The sequence below is a fragment of the Verrucomicrobiia bacterium genome (assembly GCA_035577545.1).
Taxonomy (GTDB): domain Bacteria; phylum Verrucomicrobiota; class Verrucomicrobiia; order Palsa-1439; family Palsa-1439; genus Palsa-1439.
The window spans coordinates 120,057-133,879 of sequence record DATLVI010000022.1 but is presented as its reverse complement, the minus strand read 5'-3'; the positions used below and the strand labels follow the sequence as shown (position 1 = coordinate 133,879).

The following is a 13,823-nucleotide window of genomic DNA, read 5'->3' as shown; positions in this document are numbered from 1 at the left end:
GGACTATTTGCCGCCGAAAAAGCGCTTGGCCTTGTCGAGGAACGATTTCAACTGCGGGTAAGAGTCCTCGCTCGCGAGCGCGGCGAACTCATCAAGTTTTTCGCGTTGGGCGCGGGAGAGTCGGGACGGGACTTCGACGAGGACACGGATGTGCTGGTCGCCGTGACCGCGACCGTGCACATTAGGCAAACCCTTGCCGCGCAGGCGAAAGAGGGTCGCGCCCTGCGTGCCGGGCGGAATTTTTAAACGGGCAGCGCCGTTGAGCGTCGGGACTTCGATTTCGCCGCCCAGGGCTGCTGTTGGGAAACTGATCGGGACTTCGCAAAGCAGGTCATCGCCATGGCGTGAAAAAATGTCGTGCGGCCGGATGTGGACGACGACGTACAGGTCTCCCGACGCGCCACCGCGCACGCCGGCTTCGCCGTGGCCCGAACTGCGGAGACGCGAGCCATCTTCGATGCCGGCCGGTATGCGGACTTTCAGTTTCGTGCGGTTCTGCATCCGCCCTTCACCGCCGCAACGCTTGCATGGGTTCTTCACAATCTGGCCGGTACCGTTGCAGCGCGGGCAAGTGGACGCTACGGTGAAGAAGCCGCGCGAATGCGCCACCTGGCCCTGGCCGCGACACGTCGGACAGGTTTCGGCCTTGGAACCTTCTGCCGCGCCGCGCCCGTGGCATTCCGTACACGTATCGAGCTTGGTAAAGGTGATTTCCTTTTCCAAGCCGTGCACCGTATCTTCGAGTTCTATCTCTAAATCGTAACGCAAGTCGTTACCACGCTGTCCGCCGCCGCGCGAGGAGCGGCCACCGCCGCCGAACGCCTGCTCAATAAAATCATCAAAGATGCCGCCACCGCCTGCTCCGCCTCCGAAGACATCGCGAAATATCTCGAACGGATCGTGAAATCCTCCACCACCGCGACCAGCCCCGGCGCCGGAGCCCGGGCCGAAGGCCGCGTGACCGAAACGGTCGTATGCGGCGCGTTTCTGCGGATCACTCAGCGCTTCGTACGCCTCCCCAAGTTCCTTGAACTTCTCCTCGGCTTCCTTGTTGCCCGGGTTCTTGTCGGGATGGTACTTGAGAGCAAGCTTGCGGTAGGACTTCTTGAGTTCCTCGTCCGAAGCCTCCCGCGCAACCCCGAGCACCTCGTAATAATCGCGCTTGGTCATTCGGAAATTTCAGGGTCGGGACCCGCCGGGTCGGGCAAGCCTTTGCTAACGACGACGCGCGCGGGACGCAGCAGACGGTCGGCGAGTTTGTAGCCACGCTGAAGTTGCTCAATAACGTGGCCTTCCGCGTGTGCGGCAGAGTCGACCTGACTGACGGCTTCGTGGAGGTTCGGGTCGAAAGGCTGGCCGGCGCCCGTGATAATTTCCTGGAGGCCGAACTCCATGAGCGTCCGGCGAAATTGGTTGTAGACCTGGGTGAGGCCTTCCAGGAGGGAGGAGTTTTCCGCGCCGTGCGCCTGTGCGGCTTCAATGGCCCTCTCGAGGTTGTCGAGTGCGGGTAATAGTGCACTGACAACGCGTTCGGAGGTGAAGCGGGCAAGTTCCTCCTTTTCGCGGGCGACCCGCTTGCGGTAATTATCAAGGTCGGCGACGGCGCGTAGATATTTGTCCCAGTTCTCGTCGGCCTTCGCCGCTTTGGTCTTCAAGTCCTCCAATTCTTCCACGGAAATGGAATCGGGCTGGACCTCTGTCGTGGTTTCGTCATCTGTCGCAGGCGTACTTTCATCCGTGTCCACCGGCGGCGCAGGTTTTGCGTATTTGTCTTTTTTGCTCATAAAAAACTTCTGGACTACAATGGCGGAGAGCTAGGGTTTTTTCAAGTATTTGACCATCCGCAGGGTATTGCCGGTCTGGTTGCTGGAATCGTACTGCACCTCGTCCATGAAATTGCGCATGATCCAGATGCCGTAGCCACCGGGTTTCATTTCCCGCAGGCAGTCATCCAGACTGGGGTGCCGGTAATTGGCGAAGTCGAAGCGCTGGCCGTGGTCATTGATCTCAATGACCAGGCGGCCGTCCTCGACGCGGATGCTGAGCCGGATTTCGGGGTCGCGCTGCTGCCAGCACCATTCCTTGCCCGACGAATAGGCGTGACGGACAACGTTGGAACACGCTTCGTCAACTGCCATTTCAACCTTGGCGGCCTCGCCCTCGTTAAACCCGACCTTGCGGGCGAGGTCCCCGACGATCGCGCGGATATAGGCGAGATAACTGCCGTGGCCCGGCGTCTGGATAAAAAGCCTGTCCGCTGATTCTTCGTGACGAATGTTTTCGGGTAACTCCATGCGGCCTTAAAATATTTATGATTCACTTCGCTTGAAAACTGGTGACTGCATCGTCCTCGGTATGGTGGACCTGGAGAACTTTCGTAAAGCCGAGAAGCTCGATTATTTTATAAATGCGTTCGGGCACGCTGAGCAGGCGGAGATCGCCGTTGTGCTCGCGCGCCTGTTTGGCAAAGCCGATGAGCGCGCCGAGGCCCGCGCTCCCGATATAATCGAGATCCCGGCAATCCAGAATCAGGGAATACCGGCCTTGCTGAAACAAGGTATTGAGCTGGGACTCGAGTCGCGGGAACGAATACATGTCCAGCGATCCGGTCAGACGGACGAGATGCACGGGGCCGCGAGACTCTTGATCGATCCGGAAATCCCTCATATGCGTCGCGTCCTCCGGATTGCCAGAGGGATGTCGCCGCTGGAGGTGATGGCTTGTTCGTTTCGCATATACGCGGGTTTACTTCTTCTCCAGACCATTAGGGTGGCGACGCTCGACGGCTTCGCGCAAAAACCGGGCCAGCTCCTTGAACTTTGGCGTGTTGCGTGGGTCGACGCGAGCGAGGTTGTCGTGAGCCTCGATCACCAAATCGGTAGTCTCACCCTTGTCCAACGGATGTTCGAGTTGCGTGATGTCGGTGTCAGGCAACAGGTGATACTCGGCTTCGGACAGAGACGCGGGTGCGTCGGCATTGATAAGAAACAGCCGATCCAGTCCGAGCGTCTGGAGCAGATCCATATTATGAGCGTTGATGTTCACGATGTGGACGGAGGCTGTCGTGCCGTTTTGCCGCAGCCGCAGTCCAATACCCGCCAACATACCCAGAAAGGTGCTGTCCATACCTTGACAGGCGCCGAGATCGACAACGAATTCTTCCTGCCCCTGGTCGATCTTCTCCTCGGCGAACTGGCGCAGCGGCTGGCTGTTCTGGAAAGTTCCACGGCCCACCACGCGGGCGTGGACTCGATTGTTCGCGCAGCCGACAGAAATCCCTTTGGGCAACTCACCCATGATGCAACCTCAGCAATTTCACGGTAAATGATACAACGAAACGCGCAGAAACGAAAGGGCGATTTCGCCACCACAGCCCGTTCATCAGGGGTCCCTGTCAACTTCACCGTGAACTCGAAGACGGTTGTTCCTTGGCATGGTACCCTGTGCAGCTAACGAGATACATGTGGCGCTGGCGTGTTCCGCCCGCCCGCACCTGTGAATGCTCTGGTTCACCCACATGGTCAAAATGCAGGCGAAGTTGGCCCAGCAAATTGCCGGGGGGTTTGGGAAACACAACCACGGCGGGTCGGCCCTCGAACTTCCCGAGGTCCGTCCAGTAACGGTAGCCCAACCCCGGCGCACCCAACGCGTACGCGTTGACGCATTCATCGGGCTGGTGCAGGTAGAAACCTACTTCCGGGGCGCCATACTTTTCCATCCCCAGCACAAAGGGTTCCTTGCCGGTTTCATTTCGAATCCGTGTGCGCATGGCGTCCACCTGTTGCGCGGTTGCCTGCCAGCCGCCCGCGTGTGTGTACGCCAGGAACCGGGGGAATCCCCAGGCAAGGCTCGTATGTCCAAGCACAATGGCCAGTGCACACAGCGCAATCGTCCCCCACGCGCCCGCGCGCCAGCGTTTCGCCCGCGTCGGATCCGCGTAGCCGAGGCCTTCCAGTAGAATCGACGCCCCGCCGATCGCCAACGTCAGGAACGCAGGGGCGGTCCAGTTCACATGGATCTCCGTCTTGAAACTGGCGGCGGCGAAGAGGAAAAAGAGAGGCAGTGAAAACGAAGCGACGAAATTCCAGTGGTCGTCGCGCTGCAGCCAGCCACGGCGGATTCCGCGCGTCGCCGCGCCCGCGAACAGCGCAAAGAAAGGCGGGGTGAGCATGGCGAGCTGCACAAGCCAGAACAGGGACATATTGCGCAGGGTATTCTTCTGGGGTCCCGCGGTGCGCGTGGACTGAAAGAGGAACGAAACCCAATGGTGCCGCGCATTCCATATGATTACAGGACTGAATACTGCCAGCGCTATCGGCAATGCCAGCCATGGTTGTGGGCGACGGAGCCAGTGGCGGTGGTTGGGTGACAGTAACAGGAACCACAGCAACGACGGCGCGAGCAGGAGCGCGTAGTACTTGGAGAGCAGCGCGCCGCCGAATGTCACGCCCGCCAGCAGCCAGTAACCGCCACGGCCAGTATGTAACGCCTTCGACATCATATATAACGTCGCCACCCAGAAGAACACGAGCGGCGCGTCCGGAGTCACGATCAGGCCCATCCCGACGTAAATCGGTAGCAGAGTGAAAAACAGCGTCGCCGCCAGTGCCGTTCGTCGCCCAAACCACATCCGGCCCGTAAGAAACAGCAAACCGGCGGACGCCACCCAAAGCAGAAACGTCACGCTGCGCACGCCCAATGCGGTATCGCCAAACAGCGTCGTCCCGACCGTAATGATCCAGGCCACCATCGGCGGATGGTCAAAGTAGCCAAAGGCCGGATGTTGCGCATAGGTCCAATAATACGTTTCTTCGGGTAGCAATTCGACGATGCCGCAGAGCGAGAAGCGCAACACGGTCAGTATGGCGACCATGCAGACGACAGCCAGCCACAGACCTCTGTCGGACGGGCACGGTGTGGTTGTGGTATTTTCGGTCGGTACGCACATTGTCAGATTCACCGCAGCTTTCACTACTTTCGCACAGCAGATTTGCCTGCGTCGAGACGGAATCTTAGTGCCGCTCCCATCCGCTCACGAAGGCCTCCACGCACCGCGCGAAATCGCGGGAGTATCCGCCCTCCAGTACAGCAAAATAGGGCAGCGTCGACGCGTTCGATGCCGGTTGCGTAACCGCCGCGATGCGGTGGCCGATTTCGCGGAAGGTATCGATCTCCAAATCCATGTTGGTGATCGGATCATTTTTATAGGCATCGAATCCCGCGGAGACCGCGAGCAAGTCCGGCTGGAAATTACGGATGTGGTTGAGGCCCTCGTCCAATATCGCTAGAAATTGCGCGGGCCGGGTGCCCGGCGGCAGTGGATAATTGAGACAATTGCCTTGGGTGGTGAGGCCGGTGCCGGGATAGCACGGGGATTGGTGCAAGGAGACAAACATGACCCGGTCATCGCCGCGAAAAATATCTTCGGTGCCGTTCCCGTGATGACAGTCGAAATCGAGGATGGCGACGTGCCGTATGTGGGGTGAAAGGCGGAGCGCCCGGGCGACCGCAATGGCGATGTTATTGAAATAGCAGAAGCCCATCACGCGGTTGCGTTCCGCGTGGTGACCGGGCGGGCGCATCACGGAAAATGCCGGTCGGCCGGCGAGCGCTTGTTCGACGGCGCCAATGGCGGCGCCCGCCGAGAGTTTCGCAATCTCGGGGATTTCCGGGAAGAACGGAGTGTCCGCATCCGTGAATGAGCCCAGACGCACGGCGTCGAGGAGTTCGCGGGTGTGGACGCGCAGGATGTCCTCGTCGGAACACGGCGTGGGCAACATCCACGTGTGAAATTCACGCTGTAGCTGGGCAACAGTGGAGCGGACGCGTTCCGGGCTTTCGGGATGGCCAGCCGCGGCATAATCGAGGCAGCGAGGGGAGTGGACAATAACCATGCGTGGCTTGGTATCATAACAGCAAGCCACGCCCGCGTAAACCTATCCTGTTGCATTGGCCGGAGGCGTGTGCTAGGTTGACCCAACTTTTTTGCCGTGGCGCGATGCCCTCCGGTGAAGTAAATTAGGGTGGATTTATCACAATGGAAGATAACGACAATAAAAAGGGTCGGTTGCCCCGACTGAAACGCCCTGGCGACAACCGCGATCCGCGGTTTCCCTACCGGGTGATACTCATTTGGGTGGTCGTCCTGATTATGGTGCCGCTGTTCTGGAAGTTGCGCCAATCCCAGCAGGACAACGTCGAAGAAATCTCCGAAGGCCAACTGGAGCAAAAGGTCGAGGATGGCGTCGTCGGCAAAAAGGTCACCGTCGTTTTCGGCGTGACTTCGCTGGATACCATCAAAGGTACCTATTCGGTACCGGCCAAGAACGGCGTTGAACAGAAAGACGTCAATTTCGCGGCGAAAGTCAAATACAGCGACGAGATCTACAAGTTTTTCAAGGCGCACAACATCTCGCTGGAGTACACCGAGGCCAACCAGTGGTGGATGGCGATTATGAGTTCGGGATTGTTGCCCCTCATCTTGATTTTCGCCGTCATCTATTTTGTTTTTATCCGCCAAATCAAGCTCGCCGGTAAAGGGGCCATGAGTTTCGGCAAGTCACGAGCCCGCATGCTGAGCCGCGACAAGAACAAAGTCACCTTTAAGGAAGTCGCCGGCATGGCGGAGGCCAAGGAAGAGGTCGAGGAGATCATCCAATTCCTTAAAGACCCGAAGAAATTCCAGCGGCTCGGTGGTCGCATCCCGAAAGGTGTGTTGATGGTCGGCCCGCCGGGAACGGGCAAAACCCTCCTGGCAAAGGCCATCGCGGGAGAAGCCGACGTGCCGTTTTTCAGCATTAGCGGCTCGGACTTCGTGGAAATGTTCGTCGGCGTCGGCGCGAGCCGCGTGCGCGACATGTTCGAGCAGGGCAAGAAGAACGCGCCCTGCCTCATTTTCATCGATGAAATCGATGCGGTCGGCCGCTCGCGATTTAGCGGCATCGGCGGCGGCCACGATGAACGCGAGCAGACGCTCAATGCGTTGCTCGTCGAGATGGACGGTTTCGACACGCAGGAAGGCGTCATCATCATTGCGGCCACGAACCGGCCTGACGTGCTGGACTCGGCGTTGCTGCGCCCGGGACGTTTTGACCGCCAGATCGTCATCGATATGCCCGACCTCGTGGGTCGCGAAGAGATTTTGAAAGTTCACGCCCGCGCCGTGAAGCTCTCCAAAGACGTTGACTTTACCGTCATCGCCCGCGGGACACCCGGCTTCTCCGGTGCCGACCTTGCCAACCTCATCAACGAGGCGGCGCTGCTGGCTGCCCGCAATGACAAGAAGGGCGTCGGGATGGAAGAACTCGAAGAAGCCCGCGACAAGGTGCGCTGGGGTCGTGAGCGACGCAGCCGCGTGATGGACGAGAAAGACAAGAAGGTCACAGCCTATCACGAAGCCGGCCACGCATTGGTAATGTTCAAGCTCGACTTCACCGAGCCGCTGCACAAAGTCACCATCATTCCGCGCGGCATGTACCTGGGCGCCACGTTCTCGTTGCCGTTGAAGGACAAATATCACGAAAGCAAGAAGCAGTTGCTCGATGAAGTCGCCGGTATCATGGGTGGCCGCATTGCGGAGGAGTTGACCTTCGGTGATTCCACCAGCGGTGCCTCGGGCGACATCAAGCAGGCCACGCACATCGCCCGCAAGATGGTCACGGAATGGGGCATGAGCGAGAAGATCGGTATGGTCAACGTCAGCGAACACGAAGAGCACATGTTCCTGGGCCGCGACCTTTTCAAGGGCCGCGAAGTGAGCGAACAAACCGCTCGCGACATCGATGAAGAAGTGCGGCGGATCATCGACGCGGCCTATGCCCGTGCCAAGGAGATTCTCGTGTCCAACAGGGACAAGCTGATCGCCCTGGCCGAAGCGTTGCTGGAATATGAGACGCTGGACGCGACGGAGATCACCGAAATCATTGATACCGGCAAGCTCCAGAACCCGCCCGCCCGTCCTCCGGGACTGTCGGCGTCCGTCCCGGCAGCGCCCCAGCCTGAGAAGGCCAAGGGAGAGCCCAAGCCCGAAGCTTTCCCAGCGCCCGGCATTGGGCCGTCGCCGGCAAATGCCTGAGCGTTTCGCGGTCGGTTCACGCGTTCACATCGATCACCACGCGACCGCGAAGTTTTCCGTCGATCATCTGCTCACACAGCGCGGGCATGTCGATCAGTCGCGCTGTCCGGGTCAGACGATCGAGTGTTTCCATTGGTAATTCGCTCGCCAGCCGTGTCCACGCTGCGCGTCGGCGTTCCGTAGCTGTGTACACGGAAGAAATACCAACCAGGCTCACCGCACGCAAAATAAATGGGTAAACGGTTGCATGAAGTTCCGCGCCGCCCGCCAGGCCGACCGCCGTCACGCAGCCCTCGCGGTCCATCTGTCGCAACAATGCGGCGAGCGTTTCCCCGCCGACCGAATCCACCGCTCCCGCCCACCGTCCCCGCTCCAGCGGCTTGTCACTCCGGGCGACCAACTCACTACGGTCAATGACCTCATGTGCGCCAAGAGATTGCAGGAACTCGTGCGCGTCGGCTTTGCCGGTCGAGGCGACAACGCGGTATCCGAGTTTTGCCAGCAACACCACCGCAACACAACCCACGCCTCCCGTTGCACCTGTAACAATGATCTCGCCCTTGTCAGGTCGCACACCACGTTCCTCCAGCGCCATGATGCAGAACATTGCCGTCAAGCCAGCGGTGCCAATCTGCATGGCCTGTTTTGATGTCAATCCCTGATGCAACGGTACCAGCCACTCCGATTTCACGCGCGCGAGTTGTGCGAACCCGCCCCAATGTTCCTCGCCCACACCCCAGCCGGTGAGCACGACCGGATCGCCGGGTTGGAACGGCCCTGCTGTTGCCTCCGCTACAACGCCGGAGAAATCAACGCCCGGTACCATCGGGAACCGACGCACTATCTTGCCGCGGTTGGTGACAGCGAGCGCGTCCTTGTAGTTCAAACTCGAATAGGCAACGGAAACAAGAACGTCACCTTCCGGCAGGGAATTGACAGGGAGTTCCTTAACTACGGCACGGACAGTGCCGTTTGAGTTCTCGAGGACCACGGCTCTGAATGGGTTGGGAAGTGCCATGTGTCGTCACACGTTAACAAGACGCGTCGGCCCGGCAAGGTTTTTCCAGTTTATGTATGTCTTCGTGTAGCGTAAGCTGGGTGTGTGGCGGCGACATTTCAATGGGACACTTCGCGCGCGCTCACCATGGGCGTACTGAACGTCACCCCCGATTCGTTTTCCGACGGCGGGAAATTTCTCGATGTTGACCGCGCTGTTGCGCACGCCCGTGACATGGCCAAAGCGGGGGCCGACATCATCGATGTTGGCGGGGAAAGCACGCGGCCGGGCGCCACGTCCGTGAGCACGGATGAGGAATTGGGCCGTGTCCTGCCGGTGATCGAATGTTTGCGGGATTTGGTCATCTCCGTGGACACAACGAAAGCTGCGGTTGCGGAGAAGGCACTGGTGGCGGGCGCGCGCATCGTGAACGACGTCAGCGCGTTGCGGTTCGATCCACGGATGGCCGAAACTGTGTGCACCGCAGGGGCCGGCTTGGTGTTGATGCACATGCAAGGGACGCCGCAAACGATGCAACAACAACCGCGTTACGATGACGTGGTCGCGGAAGTAATCTCATTCCTGGCGGGTCGAATCGCGTTTGCCGAGGCGCAGGGGCTAAAAAAAACACAAATCGCCGTTGACCCCGGTATCGGCTTCGGCAAAACTGTAGCGGATAACTTGCGATTGCTCGCGCACCTGGAGGAATTCAGCTCGTTGGGCTGTCCGGTGCTGGTGGGCACATCGCGGAAGTCATTCATTGGCAAGGTGCTCGTCCCGGTCGGAGCCGGGCCGGCGCGTGAGGCAAATGGCCGGCTTTGGGGAACAGCCGCCACCGTCGCGTGGGCCGTGGCACACGGGGCACGCATCCTGCGTGTGCACGACGTGGCCGAGATGTCTGACGTGGTGCGAATGGTGGAAGCTGTGCAGCAGGCCCGATAACAATCAATGGAAACCATTCCAGAATTTATCGCCGCGTACTGGAAGCCGGTCTTTGAGATCGCGCTGCTGGCGGCATTCATTTACTATATGTTTTTGCTGTTCCGCGGGACGCGCGGGGCAGCGGTGCTCACCGGTTTTATCATCGTCCTGCTCGTCATTGTGGGCCTGACGCAACTGTTCGAGTTGGACGTGATCAGTTGGATTCTCGGCCGCTTTTTCACCTTCCTCGCCATCGCTGTGTTGGTCATCTTCCAGCCCGAGTTGCGGCGGGCCCTCGCGGAGGTCGGCAGCCGCCAATTGTTCTCGAGTCCCAAGCAACGCGGAGAGATGATCGACGTCCTGGTGGAAACCGCGCGCTCACTGTCGCAGAAGCGTTGCGGTGGCCTGATGGCAGTCGAACGCGAAATTGGTTTCCGGGGCGTCTCCGATACCGGGGTGCCGATTGGCGCGAAGGCCACCCCGGAGTTGCTCACGACAATTTTCTTCCCAAACACGCCTTTGCACGACGGTGGCGTGGTCTTGCGCGGCGATCAGATCGTGGCGGCGGCGTGCGTGTTCCCGTTGACACAGAGGCAGGGGTTGAGCGCGAGTACGGGGATGCGCCACCGTGCGGCGATGGGATTGACCGAGGATTCGGATGCCGTCGTGGTGGTGGTGAGCGAAGAGACCGGCGAAATCTCCGTCGCCCACCGCGGCCATTTGGTGCAGGGGCTCGATCCCGACGGTTTGCGGGCGTTCCTGGCGACGACGTTGATCTCCGTTCCTCGTCGCGGCAACTGGCTGGCGGAACTGGGACGGCGTGTGTTCAGCAGTCTGTCGGTCCGTGAGACACGGTCGGGAACCGGAGAAGTGATCGACACTACGGCTGAGGGATTCAGTGACCACGCGGAGACGGAAGCGGAGCACAGTGAAGAGCGGCACGGGGAGGCACGGCGTTAATGGGCTGGATCTCCAATAACGCGGGTCTCAAAGTGGCGTCGTTGGTATTGGCGACGTGCGCGTGGTTTTTCGTCAAGGGCATCACCAGCGACAGGCGCCCGATCAACGGCGTGCCGTTGGAGGTCAAGGTGAAGACGGGATTGACCGTGCTGGCCACCAGCACCGCGACGGTCAATGTGACCGTGCGCGGCACGCGCGAGGACGTGCGGCAAGTCTCGCGGCAGGATTTGTCCGCGGTGGTGGATTTGACCCGGACCAACCAATTGGGATCAATCACCATGCGGCTCTCACCGTCCTCGGTCCGACATCCTCCGCGCGTGCAGGTGACGGAAGTCGATCCGGCGGAAGTGACCGTCAACGTTGACGAAATGATTGAGCGCAACCTGCCGGTGCAGCCACAACTCGGCGGCGAACTGCCTCCCAATTTGTCCGTCGAACGCGTGATTACCCAGCCCGAGACCGTAAAAGTGAGGGGACCGAAGACACTCCTGAGCGGAATGGCCAATATCACCACCCTGCCCATCGACGTAACAGGGCGGCACACCTCGTTTCGCGAGCGCGTTGAGTTGACACCGCTGGCGTTTCCCGAGCGGCTTGCGCAGCGGCATTGGGTGGAGGTGGACGTACGGATTGGCGTGGGGCGCTCGGTTGACACCACGCCGGGGCGGGGTATAGAACAAAGGCCGTAAAATTTATGGGGAATGACAAGAAGTTGTTCGGGACCGACGGGGTCCGCGGCGTGGCCAACGTCGAGCCGGTCACCTCGGAAACGGCCCTGAAGCTCGGCCGCGCGGCAGCGCATGTTTTCAAGACGCGCACTCCGGTAGCCAAGGGGCACGGCCGCCATAAGATCGTTGTCGGCAAGGACACGCGGCTGAGCGGCTATATGATGGAGAACGCCGTCTCCGCCGGCATCCTTTCGATGGGAGTGGACGTGCTCCTCATCGGTCCGCTGCCAACCCCTGGCGTCGCCTACACGACGCGCTCGCTACGCGCCGACGCGGGGATCGTGCTCACCGCTTCTCACAATCCTTACGAAGACAACGGTATCAAGTTTTTTCGTGATGATGGCTACAAACTCGACGACGCGATCGAGAAGGAGATCGAGGATTTGGTTTTCAGCGGCAAGATCGAAAAGATTCGCCCGACCGCCGATGCCATCGGCAAGGCCATGCGCATCGATGACGCGCTCGGCCGGTATGTCGAGTCTGTGAAGGCGGCTTTTCCCAAAGGGATGACGCTGGAGGGCCTGCGCGTCGTGGTGGACGCGGGCAACGGCGCGACGTACAAGAGCACCCCGTGCGTCTTGCGTGAGTTGGGCGCGAAAGTCACCGTGCTCAACGACACTCCCGACGGCACGAACATCAACAAGGAATGCGGCAGCACCTATCCGGATGTGGTTTGCCGCGCGATACGCGAACACGGAGCCGACATCGGCCTCTCGCACGACGGGGATGGCGACCGAGTCCAGTTGTGCGATGAAGCGGGCAATCTCGTCGACGGCGACGACGTGCTGGCGATCACGGCGTTGGATTGGCTCGCGCGCGGCTCGCTCAAGAAGAACACACTCGTGGCCACCGTAATGAGCAATCTCGGACTCGACCACGCGATTCACCAGGCCGGCGGGGAGGTCGTGCGGACACAGGTCGGTGACCGCTACGTTATCGAGCGGATGCTGCAGGACGACCTGAACGTCGGCGGCGAGCAATCCGGCCACATGATCTTCCGTGACTTCACCACCACCGGCGACGGCATCGTCAGCGCGCTGCAAGTGTTGCGCATTATGATGGACACCGGCAAGACGTTGAGTGAACTGCGCAAGGTGTGCACCAAGTTTCCGCAGGTCGTGGTGAACGTGAGAGTGAAAGACAAGCCCGCGTGGGACACGCTTCCTGACGTGATGCAGCTCGTCAAAGAGGTCGAAGGCAAACTCAACGGCCGGGGCCGTGTCCTGCTCCGTTACTCCGGCACGGAACCCAAAGCCCGCCTCCTCATTGAAGGCCCCGACCACAACCAGATCAAATCGTTCGCTGACGAAATCGCGGGACGGATCAAAGAGCGAATCGGCGCATAGTCGAGCGTGCGGCGGTTCTTTGCGTGGAGATTTGCGTTCCTTTACCAAAATAAAGTCGTATCCCCGTTTGCGTTGAGACGGCCGATTTTTTCCTGCGGCAGGTGGGTGTCGATCGTTCCTGGAGCCAAGGCCATGGGTTCGACGTGGCTGTCGCAGAACAGGACGTTGGCAAAGCCGTTGTGCCGAAAATGCGTGGTCGGGATCACCAGGTTCGAGTACTCGACAAAATAAGATTCCTCCAACATGGGGTGAGCCAGTGACGCCGGTGCTTGAAACGTGTTGATCTGTGCCGTGTCCGCGAAACAGATGATGCGTGACGGATTGCGCACGTCGGACTGGGTTCTGCCGACGTTGTTCGTGGTGAGGCCGTAGATGTTGAAACCATAGCCGTACGTGATCTGGTCGAACTTTTGTCGCCACAACGGCGAGCGATAATTGTAGCTGGGGCAGACCTCGACCCCATGCAGCGATTGGATGTACGGATAAAGTTTCGCCTTTGTCAGGTCGATGTGACGCGAGCCCGGTGGCCCGTTGAAGTTGTAGGGTGACTCCAGGCCAAAATACCACAGCCGATTTGCCCCCTGCATGGTGAAATAGGTAAAGTATCTTCCGTAATCGTCCACGTACATCTGGGTCGCCAACCCCATCTGGCGGAGGTTGGATGCGCAGGAAGAGGCGCGCGCTGATTCGCGCGCCTGTTTGAGCGCGGGCAGCAGCATCGCCGCCAACAGGCCCACGATGCTGATGACCACCAGCAGTTCGATCAGCGTGAATCCTCGACGCTTCATATTGGGCTC

Annotated in this window: 14 protein-coding genes; 5 read left to right on the top strand and 9 right to left on the bottom strand. The window is 59.9% G+C overall.

All coding sequences use genetic code 11. From position 1 onward, the window contains the following. Positions 1–3: 3 nt before the first annotated feature. The 7 genes from dnaJ to VNL17_07465 form a co-directional block, all read right to left on the bottom strand. Positions 4–1,170 (bottom strand): molecular chaperone DnaJ, encoded by a 1,167-nt coding sequence (gene dnaJ, locus VNL17_07495; GenBank protein HXI83920.1) that lies wholly within the window; start codon positions 1,168–1,170, stop codon positions 4–6. Next, positions 1,167–1,784: a nucleotide exchange factor GrpE gene (gene grpE / locus VNL17_07490; GenBank protein ID HXI83919.1), complete on the bottom strand. Its 618-nt coding sequence runs from the start codon at positions 1,782–1,784 to the stop codon at positions 1,167–1,169. The genes dnaJ and grpE overlap by 4 nt, the downstream gene beginning before the upstream one ends. A 30-nt stretch (positions 1,785–1,814) precedes the next feature. After that, a complete protein-coding gene (locus VNL17_07485; GenBank protein ID HXI83918.1) occupies positions 1,815–2,294 on the bottom strand; it encodes an ATP-binding protein in 480 nt (159 codons plus the stop codon). A 22-nt stretch (positions 2,295–2,316) separates the two neighbouring features. Beyond that, a complete protein-coding gene (locus tag VNL17_07480; GenBank protein ID HXI83917.1) occupies positions 2,317–2,667 on the bottom strand; it encodes an STAS domain-containing protein in 351 nt (116 codons plus the stop codon). A 78-nt stretch (positions 2,668–2,745) separates the two neighbouring features. Beyond that, entirely contained in the window at positions 2,746–3,297 is a 552-nt protein-coding gene (locus VNL17_07475; GenBank protein HXI83916.1) for an STAS domain-containing protein, read from the bottom strand. Between the two features lie 103 nt (positions 3,298–3,400). Beyond that, positions 3,401–4,873 carry a glycosyltransferase family 39 protein gene (locus VNL17_07470; GenBank protein ID HXI83915.1) on the bottom strand — a complete coding sequence of 491 codons (1,473 nt, stop codon included), beginning with the start codon at positions 4,871–4,873 and terminating at the stop codon, positions 3,401–3,403. A 139-nt stretch (positions 4,874–5,012) separates the two neighbouring features. Then, positions 5,013–5,894, bottom strand: coding sequence for a histone deacetylase (locus VNL17_07465; GenBank protein HXI83914.1), 882 nt, complete (start codon positions 5,892–5,894; stop codon positions 5,013–5,015). A gap of 143 nt (positions 5,895–6,037) precedes the next feature. Between VNL17_07465 and ftsH the strand changes: the two genes are divergently transcribed. Continuing rightward, on the top strand, positions 6,038–8,074 hold the full coding sequence (ftsH, locus tag VNL17_07460) for an ATP-dependent zinc metalloprotease FtsH (GenBank protein ID HXI83913.1): 2,037 nt from the start codon (positions 6,038–6,040) through the stop codon (positions 8,072–8,074). A 16-nt stretch (positions 8,075–8,090) separates the two neighbouring features. On the opposite strand, the gene VNL17_07455 is transcribed toward ftsH, so the two are convergent. Then, a complete protein-coding gene (locus VNL17_07455; GenBank protein HXI83912.1) occupies positions 8,091–9,092 on the bottom strand; it encodes an MDR family oxidoreductase in 1,002 nt (333 codons plus the stop codon). An 84-nt stretch (positions 9,093–9,176) separates the two neighbouring features. Between VNL17_07455 and folP the strand changes: the two genes are divergently transcribed. Genes folP through glmM form a run of 4 tightly spaced genes read left to right on the top strand, consistent with a single transcriptional unit; the run spans position 9,177 to position 13,026 of the window. Beyond that, positions 9,177–10,013, top strand: coding sequence for a dihydropteroate synthase (gene folP, locus VNL17_07450; protein ID HXI83911.1), 837 nt, complete (start codon positions 9,177–9,179; stop codon positions 10,011–10,013). 6 nt (positions 10,014–10,019) lie between these two features. Beyond that, positions 10,020–10,952, top strand: coding sequence for a diadenylate cyclase CdaA (gene cdaA, locus VNL17_07445; GenBank protein HXI83910.1), 933 nt, complete (start codon positions 10,020–10,022; stop codon positions 10,950–10,952). Beyond that, positions 10,952–11,641: a CdaR family protein gene (locus VNL17_07440; protein HXI83909.1), complete on the top strand. Its 690-nt coding sequence runs from the start codon at positions 10,952–10,954 to the stop codon at positions 11,639–11,641. Before cdaA ends, VNL17_07440 begins: the two co-directional genes overlap by 1 nt. Positions 11,642–11,646: 5 nt before the next feature. After that, positions 11,647–13,026: a phosphoglucosamine mutase gene (glmM, locus tag VNL17_07435; protein ID HXI83908.1), complete on the top strand. Its 1,380-nt coding sequence runs from the start codon at positions 11,647–11,649 to the stop codon at positions 13,024–13,026. 41 nt (positions 13,027–13,067) lie between these two features. On the opposite strand, the gene VNL17_07430 is transcribed toward glmM, so the two are convergent. Continuing rightward, positions 13,068–13,814: a DUF1559 domain-containing protein gene (locus VNL17_07430; GenBank protein ID HXI83907.1), complete on the bottom strand. Its 747-nt coding sequence runs from the start codon at positions 13,812–13,814 to the stop codon at positions 13,068–13,070. Positions 13,815–13,823 lie beyond the last annotated feature (9 nt).

Excerpts from the sequence above, each read along its gene's own strand:
- dnaJ (HXI83920.1), bottom strand. The coding sequence starts at position 1,170 with ATGACCAAGCGCGATTATTACGAGGTGCTCGGGGTTGCGCGGGAGGCT.
- VNL17_07485 (HXI83918.1), bottom strand. The coding sequence starts at position 2,294 with ATGGAGTTACCCGAAAACATTCGTCACGAAGAATCAGCGGACAGGCTT.
- grpE (HXI83919.1), bottom strand. The coding sequence starts at position 1,784 with ATGAGCAAAAAAGACAAATACGCAAAACCTGCGCCGCCGGTGGACACG.
- glmM (HXI83908.1), top strand. The coding sequence starts at position 11,647 with ATGGGGAATGACAAGAAGTTGTTCGGGACCGACGGGGTCCGCGGCGTG.
- VNL17_07430 (HXI83907.1), bottom strand. The coding sequence starts at position 13,814 with ATGAAGCGTCGAGGATTCACGCTGATCGAACTGCTGGTGGTCATCAGC.
- ftsH (HXI83913.1), top strand. The coding sequence starts at position 6,038 with ATGGAAGATAACGACAATAAAAAGGGTCGGTTGCCCCGACTGAAACGC.
- VNL17_07455 (HXI83912.1), bottom strand. The coding sequence starts at position 9,092 with ATGGCACTTCCCAACCCATTCAGAGCCGTGGTCCTCGAGAACTCAAAC.
- VNL17_07470 (HXI83915.1), bottom strand. The coding sequence starts at position 4,873 with ATGGTCGCCATACTGACCGTGTTGCGCTTCTCGCTCTGCGGCATCGTC.
- cdaA (HXI83910.1), top strand. The coding sequence starts at position 10,020 with ATGGAAACCATTCCAGAATTTATCGCCGCGTACTGGAAGCCGGTCTTT.
- VNL17_07440 (HXI83909.1), top strand. The coding sequence starts at position 10,952 with ATGGGCTGGATCTCCAATAACGCGGGTCTCAAAGTGGCGTCGTTGGTA.
- VNL17_07480 (HXI83917.1), bottom strand. The coding sequence starts at position 2,667 with ATGAGGGATTTCCGGATCGATCAAGAGTCTCGCGGCCCCGTGCATCTC.
- VNL17_07465 (HXI83914.1), bottom strand. The coding sequence starts at position 5,894 with ATGGTTATTGTCCACTCCCCTCGCTGCCTCGATTATGCCGCGGCTGGC.
- VNL17_07475 (HXI83916.1), bottom strand. The coding sequence starts at position 3,297 with ATGGGTGAGTTGCCCAAAGGGATTTCTGTCGGCTGCGCGAACAATCGA.